The 23,993-nt window shown below is 34.9% G+C and carries 16 protein-coding genes; 14 read left to right on the top strand and 2 right to left on the bottom strand.

Annotated elements, in window-relative coordinates:
- The first annotated feature begins 357 nt into the window (after window positions 1–357).
- Window positions 358–2,292, top strand: coding sequence for a 30S ribosomal protein S1 (rpsA, locus tag QWY86_RS09640; RefSeq protein WP_231464899.1), 1,935 nt, complete (start codon window positions 358–360; stop codon window positions 2,290–2,292).
- Window positions 2,293–2,835: 543 nt separating this feature from the next.
- Window positions 2,836–4,500, top strand: a complete 1,665-nt coding sequence (locus tag QWY86_RS09635; RefSeq protein ID WP_290241347.1) for a beta-N-acetylhexosaminidase — start codon at window positions 2,836–2,838, stop codon at window positions 4,498–4,500.
- Here QWY86_RS09635 and QWY86_RS09630 read toward each other — a convergent pair.
- The gene (locus QWY86_RS09630; RefSeq protein ID WP_290241345.1) at window positions 4,497–4,898 is read right to left on the bottom strand and encodes a thiol-disulfide oxidoreductase DCC family protein; all 402 of its coding nucleotides are present in this window, start codon (window positions 4,896–4,898) and stop codon (window positions 4,497–4,499) included. The genes QWY86_RS09635 and QWY86_RS09630 overlap by 4 nt on opposite strands.
- 111 nt (window positions 4,899–5,009) lie before the next feature.
- Between QWY86_RS09630 and QWY86_RS09625 the strand changes: the two genes are divergently transcribed.
- The 12 genes from QWY86_RS09625 (at window position 5,010) to QWY86_RS09570 (ending at window position 22,695) form a co-directional block, all read left to right on the top strand.
- Window positions 5,010–5,840, top strand: coding sequence for an aminotransferase class IV (locus QWY86_RS09625; RefSeq protein WP_290241342.1), 831 nt, complete (start codon window positions 5,010–5,012; stop codon window positions 5,838–5,840).
- A gap of 257 nt (window positions 5,841–6,097) precedes the next feature.
- Window positions 6,098–6,643 carry a bifunctional pyr operon transcriptional regulator/uracil phosphoribosyltransferase PyrR gene (gene pyrR, locus QWY86_RS09620; protein ID WP_290241340.1) on the top strand — a complete coding sequence of 182 codons (546 nt, stop codon included), beginning with the start codon at window positions 6,098–6,100 and terminating at the stop codon, window positions 6,641–6,643.
- A gap of 6 nt (window positions 6,644–6,649) precedes the next feature.
- Complete coding sequence (locus QWY86_RS09615) at window positions 6,650–7,579, top strand: aspartate carbamoyltransferase catalytic subunit (RefSeq protein WP_290241338.1); 930 nt, start codon at window positions 6,650–6,652, stop codon at window positions 7,577–7,579.
- Window positions 7,580–7,911: 332 nt separating this feature from the next.
- Window positions 7,912–10,938, top strand: a complete 3,027-nt coding sequence (locus tag QWY86_RS09610) for a tetratricopeptide repeat protein (protein WP_290241336.1) — start codon at window positions 7,912–7,914, stop codon at window positions 10,936–10,938.
- A gap of 4 nt (window positions 10,939–10,942) precedes the next feature.
- A complete protein-coding gene (locus QWY86_RS09605) occupies window positions 10,943–12,640 on the top strand; it encodes a TonB-dependent receptor (protein WP_290241334.1) in 1,698 nt (565 codons plus the stop codon).
- A gap of 51 nt (window positions 12,641–12,691) precedes the next feature.
- On the top strand, window positions 12,692–14,119 hold the full coding sequence (locus QWY86_RS09600; RefSeq protein ID WP_290241331.1) for a hypothetical protein: 1,428 nt from the start codon (window positions 12,692–12,694) through the stop codon (window positions 14,117–14,119).
- Window position 14,120: 1 nt separating this feature from the next.
- Window positions 14,121–14,825, top strand: coding sequence for a MotA/TolQ/ExbB proton channel family protein (locus tag QWY86_RS09595; RefSeq protein WP_290241330.1), 705 nt, complete (start codon window positions 14,121–14,123; stop codon window positions 14,823–14,825).
- Window positions 14,825–15,226 (top strand): ExbD/TolR family protein, encoded by a 402-nt coding sequence (locus QWY86_RS09590; RefSeq protein ID WP_290241328.1) that lies wholly within the window; start codon window positions 14,825–14,827, stop codon window positions 15,224–15,226. Before QWY86_RS09595 ends, QWY86_RS09590 begins: the two co-directional genes overlap by 1 nt.
- A complete protein-coding gene (locus QWY86_RS09585; RefSeq protein WP_290241326.1) occupies window positions 15,226–16,041 on the top strand; it encodes an energy transducer TonB in 816 nt (271 codons plus the stop codon). The genes QWY86_RS09590 and QWY86_RS09585 overlap by 1 nt, the downstream gene beginning before the upstream one ends.
- A 114-nt stretch (window positions 16,042–16,155) precedes the next feature.
- Window positions 16,156–17,445 carry a bifunctional folylpolyglutamate synthase/dihydrofolate synthase gene (locus QWY86_RS09580; RefSeq protein WP_290241324.1) on the top strand — a complete coding sequence of 430 codons (1,290 nt, stop codon included), beginning with the start codon at window positions 16,156–16,158 and terminating at the stop codon, window positions 17,443–17,445.
- 72 nt (window positions 17,446–17,517) lie between these two features.
- Window positions 17,518–19,176, top strand: a complete 1,659-nt coding sequence (pafA, locus tag QWY86_RS09575; protein WP_290241322.1) for an alkaline phosphatase PafA — start codon at window positions 17,518–17,520, stop codon at window positions 19,174–19,176.
- 147 nt (window positions 19,177–19,323) lie between these two features.
- Window positions 19,324–22,695 carry a methylmalonyl-CoA mutase family protein gene (locus QWY86_RS09570; protein WP_290241321.1) on the top strand — a complete coding sequence of 1,124 codons (3,372 nt, stop codon included), beginning with the start codon at window positions 19,324–19,326 and terminating at the stop codon, window positions 22,693–22,695.
- Window positions 22,696–22,746: 51 nt separating this feature from the next.
- On the opposite strand, the gene QWY86_RS09565 is transcribed toward QWY86_RS09570, so the two are convergent.
- Window positions 22,747–23,727: an acyl-ACP desaturase gene (locus tag QWY86_RS09565; protein WP_290241319.1), complete on the bottom strand. Its 981-nt coding sequence runs from the start codon at window positions 23,725–23,727 to the stop codon at window positions 22,747–22,749.
- Between the last annotated feature and the right edge of the window lie 266 nt (window positions 23,728–23,993).

Below are 23,993 nucleotides of genomic sequence, written 5' to 3'. Positions count from 1 at the left end.
GGTGCAACAACCCTAATAATTGGTCTCAAGAAATTCTATAACATCTATCTAGGATTCGAAATCCAAAAGGATGTGGGTACACGGTAGGGTAGTAGCGGCAGCCCCCGATTTTTATTCGGGGCTATAGCGAATAACGGGACTGCTGGAAGCTAAGAATTATTAAACGCTCATTTTCAAATTATTAGAGAAAAGCGATAGAATTTTATGATTCAGATACTGAAATAAATTCAGTATAACGAATATAAAAATCTTAATAACCTAAAAATCAGCAACATTTATTAAAAAAATCTTTTCTATTTATTAAAATATTTTTACCTTTGCAGTCCCTAAATAGGGAAAAAAGGAGATAATTAATTAATGGCTAAAAAACAAGTAGCAGAAAAAGAATTAGCAGCAAAAACAGCTGAGCTTCAGGGAGAAGGCGGACGCCTAACTGAAAAAGAAACTATTGAATCAGAAGCTGATTCAGTTTCGATCGAATCGATCAAATCATCATTAGCAACACCAACAGAAGATTTTGATTGGGATGCAGATGAAAAAGTTTTCGGTAATTACAATGATGCAGACCGTAAAAAGTTTGAAGATATGTATGCTGGAACATTCAATCAAATCACTAAAGGTGAAATCATTAGCGGTATCGTTGTTTCAATTAACAACAAAGATGTAGTATTAAACGTTGGTTTTAAATCAGATGGTTTAGTTTCTACTTCAGAATTCCGTGATACACCAGATTTAAAAATTGGCGATTCAGTTGACGTATTCGTTGAAGCACCAGAAGATGCTAACGGTCAGTTGATCCTTTCTCGCAAAAGAGCAAAAACTCAAAGATCTTGGGAAGCTATTAACGAGGCGCTTGAAAATGATAGAATCATCAATGGTTTCGTTAAGAGCCGTACTAAAGGTGGTTTAATTGTTGATATTATGGGCGTTGAGGCTTTCTTACCAGGTTCTCAAATTGATATTAAACCTATCCGCGATTACGATGTATACGTGGGTAAAACAATGGAATTCAAAGTTGTTAAAATTAACCACGAGTTTAAAAACGTAGTTGTTTCTCATAAAGTGTTAATTGAAGACGATTTAGAATCACAAAAAGTAGAAATCGTTTCTAAATTAGAAAAAGGTCAGGTATTAGAAGGTACTGTTAAAAACATTACTGATTTCGGTGTGTTCATCGATTTAGGTGGTGTTGATGGTTTACTTCACATTACTGATATTTCTTGGGGCCGCATAGAACATCCGAAAGAAGTATTATCATTAGATGAAAAAATCAACGTGGTTGTTTTAGATTTCGATGATGAGAAAAAACGTATTGCTTTAGGCTTAAAACAATTAACTGCTCACCCTTGGGAAAACTTAAACGCTGACATTCAAGTTGGTTCTAAAGTTAAAGGAAAAATCGTAACTGTTGCAGATTACGGTGCTTTCTTAGAAATCATCCCAGGTGTAGAAGGTTTAATCCACGTTTCAGAAATGAGCTGGTCACAAAACTTAAGAAACCCACAAGAATTCTTAAAAGTTGGTGATGAAATCGAAGCTGAAGTTTTAACTTTAGACAGAGATGAGCGCAAAATGAGCTTAGGTATTAAACAACTATCTAACGATCCATGGCAAGAAGTTGCTGCTAAATTCCCAGTTGGAAGCAAGCACAAAGCAACGGTTAAAAACATGACTAACTTCGGCGTTTTCGTTGAAATTGAAGAAGGAATTGATGGTTTAATCCATATTTCTGACTTATCATGGTCTAAAAAAATCAACCACCCTAACGAATTCACTAAAGTTGGTGATGTATTAGACGTTGTTGTTTTAGAATTAGACGTTGATAACCGCAAGTTAAGCTTAGGTCACAAACAATTAGAAGAAAACCCTTGGGATACTTTTGAAACTATATTCACTTTAGATTCAGTACACCAAGGAACAGTTGTTAAAGTAACTGATAAAGGTGCTGTTATTGCTTTACCATACGGTGTAGAAGGTTTCGTACCAACTAAACACATGGTTAAAGAAGATGGTACTTCGGTTAAAGCTGAAGAAACTAACGACTTCAAAATTATTGAGTTTAACAAAGAAGCTAAACGCATCGTTGTTTCTCACGCTCGTATTTGGGAAGAAGTTAAAGCTGAAGCTGTAGCAGAAGAAAGAAATGCTAAGAAAAAAGAAGCTAAGGCTGCTGTAACTGCTGTTAAGAAAGTTAAAGATTCTGTAGAAAAATCTACATTAGGAGATTTAGACGTATTAGCACAATTGAAATCGCAATTAGAAGGCGAAGAAAGCAAAGCTAAAAAAGGCTAGTTCTTTTTAACTGAATAAATTAAATCCCGATAGCATAAGTTATCGGGATTTTTTTATGTCTATTTTTTTTGCCACGGAAACACGGAATATACGGAACTTTACAAGTTCTTCATTGCGAGGAGGCTTTTTCAGCCAATGAAGCAATCTCATCTTACCCCTCCCTATGAAAGTTAGTAGCAATATATTTTTTACCGCTATCCATCTCCTTAAAGAGAGGAAAACGTTAGAACAGTGACTATAACCCATTTTGCTTTTCACTGCCCACAAATCCCTTTCTTCAAGGAGAGGGAAAGTACGTACCGAGTTCTACTCCTAACTTTTATACGGTGAGGTTTTTGAAAACGATTGCAAACCTAAGTCGCTCACTCCTGCCCCGCTGTCCGTTCAATCTTTTTGGTGAAGTGTTATGCTGAACTTGTCGAAGCATGTAACCAAAAAGGATTTCCCTCCCATTGGGTTTATGTAACATCTGTAATTCGTTCTAAACAACCTTTTCCTTTCATCCGCATAGAATGACTACTTTTGAATCGAAATCGACTAATTATGAAAAACCTATTATTATTTTGGCTCTTAGCTTTTGGCTTTAATCTTTCTGCTCAGGAAGTAAACATTATTCCGCAGCCTGCTTATGTAAAAATAGACTCTAATAAAAAACCTTTTACAATAGATGCAAAAACACAAATCGTAGTTGTCGATTCTTCCTTAATTAATTCGGCAAATTTTCTAAACGATTATCTTCAAAAATATTATAATATAAAACTGAATATCACTAACGTAACACCCACAAAAAACTTCATCAGCTTAGTTCTAAATACACGCATTAGCGAATTTGATAATGCTTATCTTCTAAATACTTTAGATAACGGAATTTCGATTATCGGCACTTCACAAGCAGGCATATTTTACGGCATTCAATCGTTAATTCAATTAATTCCAATTGGTAATAAAAATTCAGTAAACATCCCTTCAATTAACATTATCGACCATCCCCGTTTCGATTACCGAGGAATGCACCTCGATGTAAGTCGCCATTTTTTTGATGTAGACTTCGTAAAACAGTATATTGATTATTTAGCCTTGCATAAAATGAATTATTTCCATTGGCATTTAACAGATGACCATGGGTGGAGAATCGAAATCAAAAAATACCCAAAACTTACCGAAATCGGTGCCTGGAGAAATGGTAGCGTCGTTGGTTTATGGCCTGGAAAAGGTAATGAAAATATAAAATATCAGGTTTTACCGAATGGTGTAAACATTACTCCAAAAAATGCTGTAATAAAAACAGACGGCATTAAGCATGGTGGCTTTTATACACAAGAAGAGATTAAAGACGTTATTGATTACGCTGCGAAACGCTACATTACAATTATTCCTGAAATTGAAATGCCTGCACACAGTATGGCAGTATTAGCCGCCTACCCTGAACTAGGAACCGAGCCAAACAAAAAATATACTGTTGCCGAAACCTGGGGAATGATGAACAAATACAACAATGTTTTGCAAGCATCTGATACAACATTTAAGTTTCTTGAAAACGTTTTAACTGAAGTAATGGATTTATTCCCATCACAATACATTCATATTGGTGGCGATGAAGCCTCTAAAATTTGGTGGAAAAAATCTTCTGTTTCACAACAAATTATGAAAGCCAACGGATTAAAAAACGAAAGTGAATTGCAAAGTTATTTCATTCAAAGGATAGAAAAATTTGTAAATAGCAAAGGCAAAACCATTATTGGTTGGAACGAAATTTTACAAGGTGGCTTGGCGCCAAATGCTGTTGTTATGAGTTGGCAAGGCGAAAAAGGTGGAATCGAAGCAGCAAAACAAAATCACAAAGCCATTATGACACCAGATAACATAATGTATTTTAATCATGCTCAATTTGTAAAAGAAGATAGTTTAACAGCCAACAAATTATCGCCATTAGCTAACGTTTATAATTACGAACCTATTCCGAAAGAATTAACGACAGAACAAGGGAAAAATATTTGGGGTGCACAAGGCTGCTTGTGGAGTGAATATATTACCAATCCGGCTAAAGTACAATATTTATTGTTTCCAAGATTAGATGCATTAAGCGAAATTTTATGGAGCCCGAAAGACAAACGCAACTACCCTGATTTTTTAAACAGACTAAAAATACAATTTAAAAGATATGATTTAATGGGGATTACCTATTCAAAACAATATTTAAAGAATTAATCGTAGAATCTACTTTTTAAGGCAGGAATTGGCACCCAACAACTTTCTTGCTTGCCCCACCATTTGTACCTATTTTTTGCAATAATATCATAAACCCAATCTCTTATAAACCGTGGTACAATGATAAAACCATAAATAAGCGGCCAAAATCCATTTAGCTTTTTGGCTATTCTTAATGCTGCTGATGATTTTTGATAAATCATGCCACCCTCTAATAGCAATATTGAATTTATTTGATTTGAGTTGAATACAGATTGTGGCAAAATCTCCTCTGCGAATTTACCTTGTAAAGCCGTAAATTGAAAATGTTTATGTTTATCACGTTTGATTACAAATTGAACGGATGCATTACACAAATTACAAACTCCATCAAAAAAAATTACCGGCTGTGTATTCATTGTAATAAATGTAGACAATTATTATTAGCCATGAATTATTAATTAAATATTCTGAATTGCTTCGCATTGAAGTTCAAATCGACTAATTTTAATTTCATAATCTTTATCAAAATGTACATCTCTATAAATAACGAATTATTGTCACAAAATGATGCAAACATTTCTGTTTCAGATTTATCTATTCAACGTGGCTTCGGGATTTTTGATTTTTTAAAAACGATAAATAATCACCCGGTTTTTTTGGAGGATTATTTAAACCGTTTCTTTAATTCGGTTAAGGAAATGAATATGCAAACCTGGTTTAGCAGAAACGAACTTAGTGATGCAATTTTTGCTCTGATTAATAGAAATAACATTCCAAATTCTGGCATAAAAATTATATTAACAGGCGGCCTCTCAACGGATGGTTATACAATGGAGCAGCCGAACCTGATTATTATCCAAACACCACTAAACATAATTGAAAACCTAAGCAAACCACTAAAATTAGTAAGCTATAATCATCAAAGGCAATTGCCCCATGTAAAAACAATTGATTATTTGCAGGCGATAAGGCTGCAAGGTTTTGTAAAAGAAAATAATGCTGATGAATTATTGTATCATAATAATGGCTTGGTTAGAGAATGTCCGCGGGCCAATATTTTTATGGTAAATGATACCGAAATAGTTACTGCGAAGAATGAAATTTTAGGCGGAATTACGCGTAGTAAAGTTATAAATATGAACATTGAAGGTTACAACATTGTTGAACGAGATTTTAAAATTGAAGATATTTATATGGCGAATGAAGTTTTTATTACCAGTTCGACTAAAAACATTTGGCCAGTTTCGGCCATTGATGGCAGGCAGATTGGAAACGGAAATAGCGAAATTGTTAAACTTATCAACGATAAATTACTGCAATTAATTAAGGCTGATGAAAAAGCCGCACTTGCAAATTAACCATTGATATATTTGCTGTTGTAGCCACCTAAACCGGATGGAAACGGCAGCCCCGAGTTTTAAAGGCCAGCGCAAGGGCAAACAAGGGCTACAGTGTACAGCCGGAGCAAATGACAATAAATGTTACCAATTCTGCTTTCAAAAAAAATTAATATAACATTTTAGCCCTCAATAAATTAAAAAATCATTATCAACTTTCAAGCCTTTCAACTTTCCTACCTTAAAACATTTTTATATATTTGCCCAATCCTTCTTCAATGCAAAAGAAAACACTTCTTGACGGACAAAAAATTCAGATTACAATTAAGAGGCTTTGCCATCAATTAATTGAAAACCACGACGATTTCTCGAATACCGTTTTAATTGGCATTCAGCCTAGAGGTCCTTTTTTAGCCGACCGGATTCAGGATGAGCTACAGACGATTATAAAAAATAAGAAAATTTTAAAAGGAAACCTTGATATTACATTTTTCAGGGATGATTTTAGAAGAAAAGATGGAATTGTTACGGCAAACAGTAATTCGATTGATTTCATAATCGAGGGTAAAAAGGTAATTTTAATTGATGACGTGCTTTGGACCGGAAGAACCATTAGAGCAGCACTTGATGCGTTGTTAGCTTACGGCAGACCAGAAAAAGTAGAATTACTCGTTTTAATAGACAGAAGATTTAGCAGACACTTACCTATTGAACCAGATTACATTGGTTTACAGGTAGATAGTGTAAGTGCTCAACATGTTAAAGTTACCTGGGCAAGCGAAGGTGGAGAAGACAAGGTTTTATTATTATCAGATAAGCAATAGCAAAAAATGGCAGCAGACAAACTATCAACCCGACATCTTTTAGGTATTAAAGATATTAACCGGAATGATATCGAATTAATTTTCGAAACTGCAGATAATTTTAAAGAAGTGATTAACAGACCAATAAAAAAGGTTCCATCGCTTCGAGACATTACTATTGCCAATATTTTTTTCGAAAACTCGACCAGAACAAAATTATCTTTTGAACTTGCCGAAAAAAGGCTTTCGGCAGATGTTGTAAATTTTGCAGCCTCATCATCATCTGTAAGTAAGGGCGAAACTTTAATAGATACGGTTAACAACATTCTATCCATGAAAGTTGATATGGTAGTGATGCGCCATCCATACGCCGGTGCTGGTCAGTTTTTAAGTAAACATGTTAAAGCGCAAATTGTAAATGCGGGCGATGGTGCACATGAACACCCAACGCAAGCATTACTTGATGCTTTCTCCATTCGCCAGAAACTTGGTGATGTAACTGGAAAAAAAGTAGTTATTGTTGGTGATATTTTACACTCAAGGGTGGCCATTTCAAACATACTATGTTTACAGCGTTTAGGTGCCGAAGTGATGGTTTGTGGTCCTACAACATTAATCCCGAAACATATCCATCAACTTGGCGTTAAAGTAGAACATAACCTTATTAAAGCTTTAAACTGGTGCGATGTTGCCAATATGTTGAGAATTCAACTTGAGCGACAAGACATTAAATATTTCCCATCGCTGAGGGAATATGCCATGATGTATGGCTTAAACAAACAGATTTTAGATAATCTCGACAAAGAAATTATTGTGATGCATCCAGGTCCGATTAACCGTGGCGTTGAAATGACAAGTGATGTTGCAGATAGCACACAATCGATAATTTTAGACCAGGTAGAAAATGGCGTTGCCGTTAGAATGGCTGTGCTGTACCTTTTGGCCAGTCAAGGTTAATATATTGGTTCATTGGTCAATTGTTTAATTGGTATTAACAATTAAACAATTTAGCAGTTTCTACAATTAACCAACTAGCAATTTCACAATTCTACAGTCAACCGAGCCACAACAGAAATCTTTTTACACATTTCAACTTTCTTCATACCAATTCGAAAATCGATTCGTTAAACTTGTGTTATTAACAGATGTTAATTACTTCTGTTGATAAGCACTGATACTATTTATAATTTAGTACCAACCATATTTGAAACCGATGGAATCTTAAAAATTATCCTAACGTACTGATAGAGAACATTTTTACAGTTCATCACCTTTGAAAAGATACACTAATGAAAAAAAAATACTTACTGGTTCCGCTTTTATTGGCAGGAAGTTTTAGTACATATGCACAAGTTAGTGCTGTGCAAAACCTCAACAAAAACTATCAAACGGGTTTAGAACTATTGTATAAAGAAAAATATACTGCAGCTTCGCAGCAATTTAAACTTGTAGAGCAAGTACGTGTTAAGCCTTCATCTCAATCTGAAAGTAATGCCGAATTAACTTTACTTAAAGAAAATGCTAAATTTTACGCAGCTGTTTGCGCTTTAGAATTAACAAATAGTGATGCTGAGAGTTTATTTCAATCTTTTATTAGAGATTACCCTTTAAACCCGAACACAAAGCTTGCTTATTTTTATGTTGGGAAAACTTATTTTAATCAAAAAAATTACGAAAAAGCTTTAGAGTGGTTTGAAAAAACCGATCCTTCTACCCTTTCAGGAAAGCAAAGAAATGAATATCAATTTAAACAAGGCTATGCCTATTTCCAACTTAAGGATTATGAAAAAGCTGAGCCACTTTTCGAAAAAGTTAAAAAAGAGGAAGGCGAATTTCAGGAAAGTGCAACATACTATTTTGCATATATCAATTACTTAAATAAAGAGTATAAAACAGCGCTTGCCAACTTTGAAAAACTTAAAGGCTCGCCAACTTATGAGGCAAGCTATCCGTATTACATTACATCCATGTATTATCTGGATGAGCGCTATGATGATGTAATCAGCTATGCTATTCCGGCAATGCAGAAAACTAAGCAGCAATTTGAGCCAGAAATGCTGAGTTTGGTTGCAGCTTCTTACTTTGCAAAATCAGAATTCAAAAACGCTGAAAAGTACTTTGCTGATTTTTATGCAAAAGACAAAAACGACACTAAAAACAACCTGTTCATTTATCAATATGGCTATTCTCTATTTCAAAATAAGAAATATAAAGAATCAGTTTCTGTGTTAGAAAAATTAAATTCTGATGATGTATACCTCCAGAATGGTATGCATACTTTGGGTAAAGCTTTTATTCAGTTAAATAATAAGGAGAAAGCGCAAAGCGCATTTTTTAGGGCTTCGCGTTTAGATTTTGATAAAATCATTCAGGAAGAATCATGGTTAAATTATGCCAAGCTTAGCTATGAATTAAATTTTCATCAACAAGCTTTGGAGGCTACACAAGGATTTTTAAAGCAATTTCCAAAATCAAGAAAAATTAATGAAGCTAAAACTTTGTTAGGTGAAGTTTTACTAACAACCAAAAATTACCAGGCTGCTGTAGATATTTTAGAACCGATTCCGGATAAAAACCTGGAAGCGAAAGAAGCTTATCAAAAAGTAACTTATTTCCGTGGTTTAGAATTTTACAATGAAAGAGCCTTCCCTAATGCATTATCCATGTTTTTACGTTCAGAAAAGTTTCCTGAAGATAATGAGATTAATGCTTTAAATACATATTGGAAGGCAGAATCTATGTATGAATTGCGTAAATATGGAGAAGCGGTTTCTACCTTTGAAAAGTTTTTGAAAATGCCTGATGCAAACAAAACTGGCGTTTACAATTTTGCAAATTATGCACTTGCATATGCTGCTTTTGAAGATGAAAAGTATAGTAAATCTGCAACATATTTCGAACGCTTTTTATCTGGTAACGATAAAGACCAAAAAACTATTGATGATGCAACCATCCGTTTAGCCGATTCATACTTTGTTAACAAAAGTTACGGCGATGCGATGAACAATTACAATAAAATCATTAGTAGAAAAACAAATGCTGAAGATTATGCACTTTTCCAAAAAGGGATGATTCAGGGTTTGGAAAACCAATATGATACCAAAATTGCAACAATGCAAGCTTTATTGAACCAATTTCCAAATTCAAATTATGCTGATGATGCGGGTTTCGAAACCGCGTATACTTATTTCAATAAAGGCGATTTTGATAAATCTAAATCAGATTTAGTAGCATTGGTGGCTAAGTATCCTCGTAGTAGTTATGTACCTAAAGCTTTGGTTACCATTGGTTTGGTTCAATACAATCAAGATCAAGACGATGCTGCTTTGGAATCTTTCAAAAAAGTAATTCGCGATTATCCTAGTGCAGATGAGGCTAAACAAGCAATGGAATCAATTAAGAATATTTATGTTGATAAAGGCGATGCGAATGGATTTATTGCTTACGCAGGCACTACTCCATTAGGAAATTATTCAAATAGCGAACAAGATAATATAGTTTTCGCAGCAGCAAATAATCTGTATTTAAAAGGAGATGCAAATGGCGCACTTCAAGCTATAAACGCTTATTTCGATAAATTTCCAAAACCAATACATGATAAAGAAGGAAAGTTTATTAGAGCAGAATCTCTTGTTAAATTAGGCAAACCTGATGAAGCAATTAAAGATTATGAATTTATATTAAACGACTGGACGAGTGATTACACCGAAAGGTCTTTATTAAGTATTTCTAAATTATTTCTTGATCAGAAAAAATACAACGAAGCAATTGTTTATTTAAAGCGATTAGAAACCACTACAGATTATAAAGCGCATTATTCTTATGCGATTAATAATTTATTAAAGGCATACACTGCATTGAGCTCGCCTGATGACATGATTAAATATGCTCAATTAACTAAAGAATCTGAAAAAGCATCCGAAGAAGAAAAAAACAGTTCGGGTTTGTTTGCAGGTAAAGCATACTTGTTAAAAGGTGATACGACTACAGCAGTAAAAGAATTTAAAAATGTGGTAGCAACTACCAAAACCATTGCAGCAGCTGAAGCAAAATACAACCTTGCGTTTTTAGAGTACACAAAAGGTGATTACAAAACCTCGACTAAAACCTGCTTCGACTTAATAAATAATATGGCATCTTACGATTACTGGGTAGCCAAATCATTTATTCTTTTATCAGATAACTACGTAGCATTAAAAGATAATTTACAGGCAAAAAGTACACTGTTGAGCATCATCGACAATTACGATAATAAGAATGATGATATTATACCAACAGCAAAGCAAAAATTAGAAAAAATAACTCCGAAGAAATAAAATTATGAAGTCGATTAAATATATATACAGCTCACTATTTTTTCTTTCTGCGGGATTAATGACAGTACAGGCGCAGGAAAAAAAGCAGGAAGAGAAAGCCACTGTTAGCGAGGAAATTGAAGTAGTTCGCCCATATAAACCAATTTTAGCTGAGGCAGTGAAATTAAGAAGAAGCCCAAATTTGGATGATGTAAAAACATACAAAGCCAGACTTAATTATAGCGTAACCGATAGAAAATTAGAAATCAACAGCGATATTCAGAAATTACAGGCGCAGGCTTTGGTTGATGAAAAACAAACTGAATTAATTAACAATTATGTAAAAGGTGGTTTCGGTTCGCTATCAACTTTATTAGGCGAGGTTTACATCAACAATGGACGAGATGAAGCCTTGCAACTTGGTGGATATTTTAAACATTTCAGTCAGGAAGGAAAATTAAACAAACAAAATAGCAGTACACAACAATTAAGTTTGTTTGGAAAAAGTATTTTAGATAACAATACGGTTAGTGGAAGGCTAAATCTTGAGCGCAATGGTGTTCATTTCTATGGTATTGATGATGCTCGTCCTACACTAAACCCAAATCCGGAAAAACAAGCTTATACTTTGATTGAAGCTGAAGGCGAACTGGTAAAGAATTATAAAGAATCAGAAACTGATTTTAGCTATGCTTTAAAAGCAAATGCTTATTTATTAAATGATAGATTTGAGGCACAAGAAAGCTATATAACTTTAAATGGATATCTTAATAAAAGAATCAGCTCTTTAAATTTAGGCTTGGCTGCAGCAACAGAATTTGGCAATACTAAAGATCTTTCTACAAATATCGGGAATAACATTTTTAGACTAAACCCATACATCCGTTTACAAGTTAAAGGTGCAAAGGTTACTGCCGGAGTTAACTTTGTACAGGAATTTGGCACGAATAGCCGTTCGAGAATTTTCCCTGCCGTAACAGCAGATTTTACGCTAATACCTGATTATTTACAGGTATTTGGAGAAGTTAAAGGCGATGTAAATCGGAATTCGCTTAAAGGTTTCTCAGATGAAAATCCTTGGTTAAATGCTAATGTAAACATTAAAAATACGGTTGAAAAACTAAGCATCAGCGCTGGTATTAAAGGTACTGGCGGACCAGGCTTTGGCTACAAGGCTCGCTTCTATATTAAACAATTAGAAGATATGCCATTGTTTGTTAACAACTTTGGCGAGTTTAATAAATTCGATGTGATTTATGATTTTGGAAAGGCAAAAATAACAGGATTAGAAGGTGAAATTTCTGTTCAGGTTAGTGATGCATTAAAATGGACAGGTAAATTGAATGTTGATGATTATAAACCTGCTCAAGAAACCTACAGTTGGTTTAAACCAGGATTGAAAGTAAGCTCAAACTTAGTTTACAACTACAATAAAAAATTAAGTTTTAATGCTGGAGCTGTGATTCAGGATGATGTAAAAGCAAAAGTAAATGTTCAGCAACCAGTTCCACCAGCTTCATATTTAATTCCAAATCCTTCAATCGAATCGATTGTAACGGTAAAGGGTTATGTAGATTTAGGCCTTGGAGCAGATTATCGCATTAACAACAAATTTTCTGTGTTTGCGAAAGCTAACAACTTGCTAAACACCAACTACAGCAGATATTTATATTATCAAGTTAATGGTTTTAATATTTTTGGTGGCTTAACCTATTCTTTCTAACACATTAATTATTTTGTGTTGAATTTAGAATAAAACGCTAATTTTACCCGAATGGACATCTTATTATACCTTTCAGAACTCCTAAGGCAACAAAACTCAATTGGTTTAACCAATCTGGGCACCTTTTGTAAAAAGAAATTTGCCGGAAGATACGATAAGGAGAAGCAATCTTTTCTTCCTCCGGGATATACTTTACAGTTTACCTCTGAAGTAAAGGATGAAGGGTTGCTTGCTAAGCATATTGCTGAGAAGAGGAATATATCTGTAGAAAGTGCCGAATATTACATCTCTAAATTTGTTGAAGAAACAAATAATAAATTAGAGGTTGAACACGAAGCGGAGCTTGAAAACATCGGTAGATTATTTTTTACAGAACACGAGGGTTTGAGTTTTGAACCTGCAGAAAATATAACACTGGGCTCAAAATATTATGGCTTACCAAAAGTTATAGAAACTCAACCTTCTGAAGATAATCCTGATGAAGAAAAAAATCTGAATACAACGGAAAAATTAGATGCCGAAGAAGTAAATGCTGATGAGCAAGTTTATGATGAAATTGCTGAAGCACCAACCCATCATCAAGAGGAAATAAAAACTGAAAAGCCATTACCTGAGATTGAAAATATTGAGCTGGATGAGGTTAGGGATGATTTAAAAAACACTTTAGCAAACAGTAAAAATGTTGACGAAGTGGAAGTTCCTGAGTTTATAAAGGAACAGCATGAAGAGCACCCCAATCGCTTTGGTCATCAACCAGAATCAGAAGAACCTAAAACTTTTATAAATCTGGAAGACGATAATATTGAAGTTCAAGAACCTGTTGTACAAGCACCTGAGTTCATAAAAGAACAACATGCTGAACATCCTAATCGCTTTGGTCACGACCCATTGATTGATGATGCTGTAGTTGAGGAAGAAAAGTCTGTTTGGCCTAAAATATGGATTGGTATAATTATATTAATCATAATTGCAGCAATTACATACTTTGCAAAACCAGAATGGTTTGGCCAACAAAAAGCTGTGAATGCTGATTCAACATCGGTTAAAAAAGATACAGCTGCAGCCGTTATCCCTATGGATAGTGTTAAGCTAAAGCAAGATTCTATTGCAAAAACCGATAGCATTTTAAAGGCAAATCAGGTTGGAAAAACAATTGACTCTGTGAAAAAAACGCAGGCGGTTGGTGTTAAACCTCCATCGGCTGTTAAAGCTGAAACTGCAACAGTTGTTAATGCTGCAAATTCGACGTTTGATGTAATAGCAGCTTCTTTTCAGTCAGAAAATAAAGCTAAAGTATTTATCAAGCAAATGGAGAGGTACGGGCTCAAAGCAAAAATTGCAAATTTGCCAGGTAAATTAAAAAAAGTAAGCATTGCATCTTTTAAAACAGAAGCCGAAGCACGCATACAAAGACCAGAATTGGCAAAAAAAATAAAAATCAAAGAACTAGATATAATTCAAGTAAACAACACACCATAAAATGATAACTTTATTAATTCAGGATACCACACAAGCATTACAAGACACGGCAACTGCGGTTAACCAAGCTTTAACCCAACCAGCTGAAGAGCTACACTTTATTGATTTATTATTTAAAGGCGGATGGGTAATGGTTCCATTGGCGTTTTTAGCTTTTTTGGCGTTGGTAATTTTCGTTGAACGTTATTTAACCATCAAAAAAGCCACAAAAGATGAATCAAACTTAATGGTCCAGATTAGACAGTACATCCAATCGGGTAATTTAGATGGCGCTATGGCTTTGTTAAGAAACAACAATTCTCCGCTTTCGCGTATGTTACAAAAAGGTTTAAAGAGAATTGGTCGCCCGATTAAAGATATTGAAGGTGCAATTGAAAACGTTGGTAAGCTTGAAGTTTCTAAGTTGGAAAAGAACATCAGCATTTTAGGTATAGTTGCTGGTATTGCGCCAATGCTTGGTTTCGTAGGTACAATTGTCGGGGTAATTACCATTTTCCATCAGGTATCAATTAAAGGTGCTATCGAAATTGGAACGATTTCTGGTGGTTTATATACCAAAATGATTACGTCTGCTACCGGATTAATTATCGGTATCATCGCTTACGTGTTATACCACATTCTAAATATTATGGTAGAAAAAATTATCCTTAAAATGGAAACTGATGCCATCGATTTTATTGATTTATTAGAAGAACCAAGTAAATAATGAATTTAAGAAAGAGAACAAGAGGCTCAGTAGAAGTACATACATCGGCATTAAACGATATTATGTTCTTTTTGATGCTGTTTTTTCTACTGGCATCGGCGGTAGTGAATCCGCAGGTTGTAAAATTATTGCTTCCACAATCTTCTAGCGGACAACAATCTACAGCTAAAAAGGCTGTTACAGTTAGTATAGACGAAAAGTTTAATTATTTCGTTGATAAAAAACCAGTATCTGCTGATGGTTTACAAGCATCAATTGAAGCTTACCAAAAAGTTGCACCAGATATGACCATCATTTTATATGTTGCAAAAAATGTTCCGGCAGAGAATATTATGGTTGCTTATGATGTTGCCAATAAATTAAGATTAAAACTAGTTTTAGCGGTTGAGCCTAAAAAATAATGAATACCACAGAAGAAAATAATTATCCAAAAGCCATTGCCATTTCTACCGGAATTATGGCTGTTTTGCTTGCAATTAGCTTTTTAATTGTGATAAATTCTTTTGAACCTCCTGAAGAATTTGGGATGGGTGGTATGGTTGTGAATTACGGAACTTCTGCCGAAGGTATGGGCGATGATTATACAAGTATCGAGGAACCATCTGCCGACCCAAATGCAAATAATAAAGCGCCGGATAAGGTTGTTCCGGAAGAAAAAGTTACGGATAATACCACAGTAGAAACGGGGGATAAAGAAATTCAGACTCAAAATACTGAGGACGCAATAAGTGTTAATACAAAGCCAACAAAAACGGCCACTAAAACACCAACTACAGCTACTGAAGAAAAACCAAGCCAACCAACTGTTAATCAAAATGCTTTGTATAAAGGCAAAAAGAGCACCGGGCAAGGTGGTGGCGATGGTACAGGAAATACTGCTGGAAATCAAGGTTCAGTAAATGGCGACCCATTAGCAAATAATTATGGCGAAGGTGGTTCGGGTTATGGGAATACACCGATTCCTTTAAGACGTTTTTCTAATCTGGTTACTCCAAAAGACGATGGTCAAACAAGAGGAAAAATCGTTATAAGAATTAGTTTTAATAAATCTGGTAACATTACAAGCGCAAGGCAAGAATTAAAAGGCTCTACAATTACCGATACTGAATTGGTTAATAAATGTATTCAGGCAATTATGAGTTCTAGTTTGAGCAAATCTGATATTGGAAATGAAAGTCAAACCGGAGTAGTTGTATTTAACTTTAAAGTTAATTAATACAATAACTATTAAATATCTTCAATGGTCTGTTTATTACAGACCATTTTTCATTTATAATCTGCTAATTTCTTTTCATAATAAAAATAAGTCGGCATATATTTGGCTTTAATTATGAACTACCAGCAAACGCTTGATTTTTTATACAGTAAATTGCCAATGTTTACTCGGGTTGGCGCATCAGCATTTAAAAAGGATTTAACCAATACGATTATCCTTTGTGAAGCAATTGGTAATCCTCAAGAGAAATTCAAAACCTTACATATTGCTGGTACAAATGGTAAAGGCTCAACCTCGCACATGCTTGCTTCTATTTTACAGGCACAAGGTTACAAAACCGGACTTTACACCTCCCCTCATTTAAAAGATTTCCGCGAACGCATTCGTATCAATGGAAAAATGATGAGCAAGGCAGATGTAAAAAGTTTTGTTCAAAATAATAGAAGGTTAATTGAGCAAATAGAACCATCATTTTTTGAAGTTACCGTTGCGATGGCTTTTGATCATTTTGCCCAGCATAAAGTGGATGTTGCAGTGATTGAAGTTGGTTTAGGCGGCAGATTAGATTCTACAAATATCATCACACCAGAACTTTCGGTGATTACAAATATCAGCCTTGATCATACCAATATGTTAGGCAACACACTTGCCGAAATCGCAGGTGAAAAAGCAGGAATCATTAAAAAAAATATCCCGGTTGTTATTGGCGAAACGCAAAGCGAATCTAAACCGGTTTTCATCCGCAGAGCGGAAGAGGTTAATACCGAAATTTATTTTGCTGATGAAACACTAAATGCAAATAACGTTATTGTTAAAAATAATAAACTTTCTTTAAGTATTTCTATAAATGATAATGTTAAATATCAGAATTTGCAATGCGATTTAACAGGTCTTTATCAACCAAAAAATATATTAACGGTGTTAAAAGCTGTTGAAATTTTAAATAAGCAATCTGAATTTTCAATTTCAGATAATGCACTTTACCAAGGGCTAAGAAATGTTAAAAAATTTACTCAACTACAGGGACGCTGGCAAACCTTAAGCAAAAACCCATTGGTAATTTGCGATACCGGGCATAATGAAGCTGGTATTACTGAAGTTGTAAAAAATATAGAATCAACACCACATAAAAACCTTCACATCGTTTTCGGAATGGTGAAAGATAAAGATATAACAAAGGTTTTATCACTGATGCCATCAAATGCAACTTACTACTTTTGTAAGCCAAATTTAGAAAGAGCTTTAGCTGCAGATGAACTGAAACAACAAGCAAGTATCTTTAACTTAACTGGCAATAGTTTCAATTCGGTTATCGAAGCAAAAAAGGCAGCGATTTCCTCAGCCAGAAAAGACGACTTAATCTTTATTGGAGGTAGTACTTTTGTAGTCGCCGAAGCGATATAAAAACTTTACAGAAAGTTCAAAAGTTCTTCATTTTAAAATACCTAATTTAGTCCTTTAAACTAAAAAAAAATAATGAAGAAAATTTCGTACTTATTTCTTTCCCTATCAGTCCTCACTCAAACTTTTGCATCCGCCCAAACAAAAAAAAATCCTGCTGCAGTAGCTAAAGCATATCCAGCTGAAGTTGCACGACCAAAATTGGTTGTTGGCTTAGTAGTCGATCAAATGCGTTGGGATTATCTATATCGATTTTATAACCGCTACTCAAATGGTGGCTTTAAACGGTTAATAAACGAAGGTTTTTCTGTTGAAAACACTTTAATTCCTTACACACCAACATATACCGCAGTTGGTCATACAACTATCTATACGGGTTCAGTTCCGGCAGTTCACGGTATAATTGGTAACGATTGGTACGATTCTGAAACTAAGAAAAACGTTTATTGTACTGAAGATTCTTCGGTTGTAACAGTTGGCAGCACGCCTTCATCAGAAGGTAACATGTCTCCAAAAAATATGCTCACCACAACAATTACTGATGAGCTACGGTTAGCTACAAATTTTAAAGGTAAAGTTATTGGAATTTCATTAAAAGATAGAGGTTCTATTCTTCCGGCAGGCCATGCAGCAAATGCTGCTTACTGGTATCAAGGCAGCACTGGTAATTGGATCACAAGTTCTTATTATATGAAAGAAGTTCCGATGTGGATTGCTGACTATAATAAAATGAAACTAGCGAATAAATTCTATGCAAAAAACTGGGAAACATTATATCCTATAAATACTTACACAAATAGCACAGCTGATGAAAAAAACTACGAAGGAAAAAATAGTACCTTCCCACATTTGCTAACTCAAAACATTGATAAGAATTTTGATGCGATTAGAAGTACACCTCATGGTAACACCATCACTTTAGATTTAGCTAAACTTGCAATTTTATCCGAAGATTTAGGTCAGGATAACATTACCGATTTCCTTGCCGTAAGCTGCTCTTCAACAGACTACGTTGGCCACGCTTACGGACCAAATTCAGTAGAACTTGAAGATACTTATTTACGTTTAGATAAAGATTTTGAAGATTTCTTTAATTACTTAGATAAAAAAGTTGGTAAAGGAAATTATACCATCTTCTTAAGTGCCGACCATGCTGTTGCTCATGTACCAGGTTTTATGAAAGAAAATAAACTTCCGGCGGGTGTAGTTAGTGATAGAGATATTGTTTTTAAATTGAATGCTTTCCTGAACGAAAAATTTAAGGTAAATAATGTGGTTTTAAAATCAATGAATAATCAAATTCATTTCGACCATGATAAAACTGACAATTTAAATGTAAGTTTCGATGTAATTAAAGCAGCTTCGATAGATTTCTTAAAAAGAATGGACGGATTCGCAAACGTAGTTGATGTTTCTAGAGTTTCTTTAGCAACATTGCCAGAAGTTCAGAAGAGAATGATAACAAATGGCTACAATGCCCGAAGAAGTGGAGATTTATATTACATCTTAAACCCGAATTGGTTTAATGGAAGCAGTACTGGTACCACCCATGGAAATTGGAATCCTTACGATGCGCACATTCCATTGGTATTTATGGGTTGGGGAATTAAACCTGGCGCTACAAATAAAACCCATTACATGACTGATATTGCACCAACACTTGCGGCTCTTTTACATATCCAAATGCCAAACGGAACAGTTGGGGAACCGATAACAGAAATCACAAACAAATAATAAAAAAAGCCAGCACTAAGCTGGCTTTTTTTATTTATAATGAGTATCAATTCTATTAATAAAAGAGCCAAATAACATTAATTCTTACATTTGCATACACCAGATATAATTTGAAAAAGTTGAATCTTTTTCTATAAACACTGCAATATGCAACAAGTAGAAATATATAAACCCAATAATAAAATTCGTTTCGTTACCGCTGCCTCACTTTTTGATGGTCATGATGCAACCATAAATATCATGCGCCGCATTCTTCAATCATCAGGTGCAGAAGTGATACATTTAGGGCATAATCGCTCCGTTGAAGAAGTGGTAAACTGCGCCATTCAAGAAGATGTTCAAGGTATTGCAATGACATCCTATCAGGGCGGACATATAGAATACTTTAAATATATGTTTGATTTACTTCAGGAAAGAGGCTCGGGTCATATTAAAATTTTCGCTGGTGGTGGCGGTGTAATTCTACCTTCAGAAATTGAAGAACTGGAAACATACGGTATCTCAAAAATTTATTCTCCAGATGATGGTAGAAGAATGGGTTTGCAGGGAATGATTAATGATATGCTACAAAAAACAGATTTTGTAACTAAATCAGAAATCACAACAGAACTAAAAACCATTCCAAACAAAGATGTTAAGGCAATTGCTGGGGCAATTACGGTTGCAGAAAATGACCCAGAAGGTGCTCAACGTTTTGTTGACGAACTCAAAAAACTTTCAAATAATAACAGTGCCCCAATTTTAGGGATTACGGGTACTGGAGGTGCAGGTAAATCATCATTGGTTGATGAATTGGTTAGGCGCTTTCTAATTGAAGTAAAGGATAAAACACTTGCCATTATTTCTGTCGATCCATCTAAAAGAAAGACAGGTGGTGCATTATTAGGCGATAGAATACGGATGAATGCGATAAACAATCCGAGGGTTTACATGCGTTCATTGGCAACCAGACAGGCAAACTTAGCACTTTCTAAAAACGTTCAGGAGAGTATTGATATATGCAAAGCCGCTGGTTACGATTTAATTATTGTAGAAACTTCCGGTATTGGCCAGTCTGATACCGAAATAACTGAGCATTGCGATGTTTCTCTTTATGTGATGACCCCTGAATTTGGCGCTGCAACCCAACTTGAAAAAATTGACATGCTCGATTTTGCCGACATAGTTGCGATTAACAAATTTGATAAACGCGGTGCTTTGGATGCACTACGCGATGTACGTAAGCAATATAAACGTAACCATAATATTTTCGATGCCAAGGATGAAGAAATTCCGGTTTTTGGTACGATGGCATCTCAATTTAACGATCCTGGAATGAACAATTTATTTGCCGCGTTAATGGATCAAATAAAAAGTAAAACCGGAACAGATTTTCAAGCTAAAATGGAATTAACTTCAGATCAATCTGAAAAAATATATATTATTCCACCAGATAGAACTCGTTATTTGGCAGAAATTGCAGAATCTAGTCAAACTTATAATGAATGGGTAGATAAGCAGAGTAAAATCGCCAGAAAAATGTACCAGCTAAAGGGTGTTATTGATTTGGCAGATGAAAATAAAAATCTTGCTATTGGGTCAGGTTTAACAGAAGCTTATACTTTTTTCGAAGAACAATTAGATGGCGAATGCAAACGTTTACTTCGCCAATGGCCTGAAACAAAAAGAAGTTATAAACAAGAGTTTTTTATCTACAAAGTTCGCGATAAAGAAATTAAGCAACCATTATATTATGAATCGCTTTCTAAGCTTAACATTCCAAAAGTTTCACTACCCAGATATGAAGATTGGGGCGATATTTTGAGGTGGTTGCTTACAGAAAATCTTCCAGGCGAATTTCCTTACGCTGCAGGTGTGTTCCCTTTGAAAAGAGATGGAGAAGACCCAACCAGAATGTTTGCAGGCGAAGGCGGACCTGAACGTACAAATAAGAGATTTCACTACGTTTCACTCGGTCAACCTGCACATCGCTTGTCTACAGCTTTTGATTCAGTAACCTTGTATGGTGAAGATCCTCACATCCGTCCGGATATTTATGGTAAAATCGGAAACTCCGGAGTGAGCATTGCAACGCTCGATGACGCTAAAAAACTATATTCTGGTTTTGATTTATGTGCGCCATCAACATCTGTTTCAATGACAATAAATGGTCCCGCACCCATGTTATTGGGCTTTTTTATGAATGCGGCGATTGATCAACAATGCGAAAAATATATTATAGAAAATGGATTAGAAGAAGAGATAAACAACAAAATTGATTCAATATATAAAACCAAAAATATAGCTCGCCCTACTTACAATGGAAAACTTCCAGAAGGTAATAATGGTTTAGGTTTAATGCTTTTGGGTGTAACCGGCGATCAGGTTTTACCTGATGATGTGTATGCAAAAATTAAAGCCTATGCGATTAGTTCTGTTAGGGGAACAGTTCAGGCAGATATTTTAAAGGAAGACCAGGCACAAAATACCTGTATCTTTTCTACAGAATTTGCTTTAAGAATGATGGGTGATATACAAAAGTATTTCATTGATGAAAAGGTAAGAAATTTTTATTCGGTATCAATCTCTGGTTATCACATCGCCGAAGCTGGTGCAAACCCAATCTCTCAATTGGCATTCACTTTAAGTAATGGCTTCACATTTGTAGAATATTATTTAAGCAGAGGAATGAACATTGATGATTTTGCACCTAATCTCTCCTTTTTCTTCTCAAATGGAATCGATCCTGAATATGCAGTTATTGGCCGCGTAGCCAGAAGAATTTGGGCAAAAGCCATTAAAAATAAATACAAAGGAAATGATCGTTCACAAAAGTTAAAATATCATATTCAAACATCCGGTCGTTCATTACATGCTCAGGAAATTGACTTTAATGATATCCGAACAACCTTACAGGCACTATACGCCATTTACGACAACTGTAATTCACTTCACACAAATGCTTATGATGAAGCGATAACTACACCTACAGAAGAATCAGTACGACGGGCAATGGCAATCCAGCTAATCATCAACAGAGAATTAGGATTAGCAAAAAATGAAAATCCTTTGCAAGGCGCTTTCATTATTGAAGAATTAACTGATTTAGTTGAAGAAGCCGTTTTGACTGAATTTAAAAGAATAAACGATCGTGGTGGTGTGCTCGGTGCAATGGAAACCATGTACCAACGTGGCAAAATTCAGGAAGAAAGTTTGTACTATGAAACACTAAAGCATACCGGAGAATATCCGATTGTTGGCGTGAATACGTTCTTAAACAAAAATGGTTCACCTACGATTGTTCCTGGAGAAGTTATTCGTGCTACAGAAGAAGAGAAGCAGTATCAAATTGAAACCTTAAAATCTTTCCAAGAAAGAAATGATAATAAATCAGAAATAGTACTAAAACAACTTCAAAAAGCAGCTATTGCTGGAGAAAACATCTTTGAACATTTAATGGAAGTTTGTAAGGTTTGTTCCTTAGGGCAAATCAGCAATGCACTTTATGAAGTAGGCGGACAATACAGAAGAAATATGTAACACAAAAAAGGCCACGATTTAATCGTGGCCTTTTAAAAAATATTACTAAGTTTAACCAGCTATCCAGCTAAATTTATAATCAATCGTTGGGTTTTTCATACGTTCTGCAACGCGTAAAAGTCGCGAAGGCAAGTTCATAATGTAATCACGGGCCTTTTCACCAGCCTCATCCAAATCACGCATACCTTCAATTTTCCAATCAATAATTAATTGTTGCATAATCTCAACATAATCAACCGCTGTATAAACGCCTAATCTTTGTGCGGCATCTGTAAAATGTCCAAAAGTCTGTCCAATTTTTAAACCCACTTCTCTTAAAAAGTGTGCAGGCATTACAATCTTTTTACGCATCATATCTTCAAAAGCAATCATCGCTTCATTCGGATCAACTTCAAAAATACGGTTCATAAAATCCTTATACGCTTTAGCATGGCGAGCTTCATCAGATGCAATTACACCACACATTTTAGACAATAAGGTATCTCCGTCCTTTTTTGCCAAGGAAGCAACCCTTCTGTGCGAAACATTTGTTGCTAATTCTTGAAAAGAAGTATATATAAAATTACGATAAGGATCATGACCAGTACCGATATCAAAACCATCAGCAATTAAATACTGTGTTGAGATTTCCATCTGGCGCATATCAACACGCCCCGATAGATACAAATACTTATTTAGTAAATCACCATGACGATTTTCTTCCGCAGTCCAATGGCGAACCCATTTCATCCAACCGCCCTCTTCATCTCTGCTATGTCCATCCACCATTGCTAACCACGATTCGTAAGTTGGTAAAGCCTCCTCAGTAATCGTATCTCCTATCAGCACAGCAACTAAATCATAAGAAAGATCATTTGCTTTCTCTCTTAAATTTCTAATATCTTGATAAAATGTTTCACTTGTAGAATCAGGTAAAAAATCAGAAGGTTGCCAATTAGTATCTATTGGTTTAAGATAGGTATCCATAGATTCTAACATATATTTTTCAATATGCATCATTACTTCTCTTCTCTTATCTGCAAAAAAACTCATTCCTATTCTGTATATATTGTTGTAGGCAAAGATAACCAAATATTATGGCAAACGTTATAATATTAACACAATTGACTAGAATCAGTTTTAAATGTTACGATTATCACATTCTGGCTTTACGTTTAAGAAAGGTAAATGCCATTATTTAAAAAATTTTTAACTTGAAAACCATTGCCAGCATTCCATGGCAGCTGTAGCCCTGCTGTAGTTTCAATCTTTTCGGTGATTGGAAGCAAACATATTGAAAGTTAGTTAAACCAAAAAGG

It is taken from the genome of Pedobacter aquatilis (assembly GCF_030409415.1).
GTDB lineage: Bacteria > Bacteroidota > Bacteroidia > Sphingobacteriales > Sphingobacteriaceae > Pedobacter > Pedobacter aquatilis.
Note: the sequence above shows the minus strand (reverse complement) of the source record. Positions and strands in the feature narration are given on the sequence as shown.

Coding starts and splice junctions, on each gene's coding strand:
- QWY86_RS09580 (WP_290241324.1), top strand. CDS start 16,156: ATGAACTACCAGCAAACGCTTGATTTTTTATACAGTAAATTGCCAATG.
- QWY86_RS09625 (WP_290241342.1), top strand. CDS start 5,010: ATGTACATCTCTATAAATAACGAATTATTGTCACAAAATGATGCAAAC.
- QWY86_RS09590 (WP_290241328.1), top strand. CDS start 14,825: ATGAATTTAAGAAAGAGAACAAGAGGCTCAGTAGAAGTACATACATCG.
- pyrR (WP_290241340.1), top strand. CDS start 6,098: ATGCAAAAGAAAACACTTCTTGACGGACAAAAAATTCAGATTACAATT.
- QWY86_RS09600 (WP_290241331.1), top strand. CDS start 12,692: ATGGACATCTTATTATACCTTTCAGAACTCCTAAGGCAACAAAACTCA.
- QWY86_RS09570 (WP_290241321.1), top strand. CDS start 19,324: ATGCAACAAGTAGAAATATATAAACCCAATAATAAAATTCGTTTCGTT.
- QWY86_RS09605 (WP_290241334.1), top strand. CDS start 10,943: ATGAAGTCGATTAAATATATATACAGCTCACTATTTTTTCTTTCTGCG.
- QWY86_RS09610 (WP_290241336.1), top strand. CDS start 7,912: ATGAAAAAAAAATACTTACTGGTTCCGCTTTTATTGGCAGGAAGTTTT.
- QWY86_RS09615 (WP_290241338.1), top strand. CDS start 6,650: ATGGCAGCAGACAAACTATCAACCCGACATCTTTTAGGTATTAAAGAT.
- QWY86_RS09585 (WP_290241326.1), top strand. CDS start 15,226: ATGAATACCACAGAAGAAAATAATTATCCAAAAGCCATTGCCATTTCT.
- QWY86_RS09630 (WP_290241345.1), bottom strand. CDS start 4,898: ATGAATACACAGCCGGTAATTTTTTTTGATGGAGTTTGTAATTTGTGT.
- QWY86_RS09565 (WP_290241319.1), bottom strand. CDS start 23,727: ATGAGTTTTTTTGCAGATAAGAGAAGAGAAGTAATGATGCATATTGAA.
- QWY86_RS09635 (WP_290241347.1), top strand. CDS start 2,836: ATGAAAAACCTATTATTATTTTGGCTCTTAGCTTTTGGCTTTAATCTT.
- QWY86_RS09595 (WP_290241330.1), top strand. CDS start 14,121: ATGATAACTTTATTAATTCAGGATACCACACAAGCATTACAAGACACG.
- pafA (WP_290241322.1), top strand. CDS start 17,518: ATGAAGAAAATTTCGTACTTATTTCTTTCCCTATCAGTCCTCACTCAA.
- rpsA (WP_231464899.1), top strand. CDS start 358: ATGGCTAAAAAACAAGTAGCAGAAAAAGAATTAGCAGCAAAAACAGCT.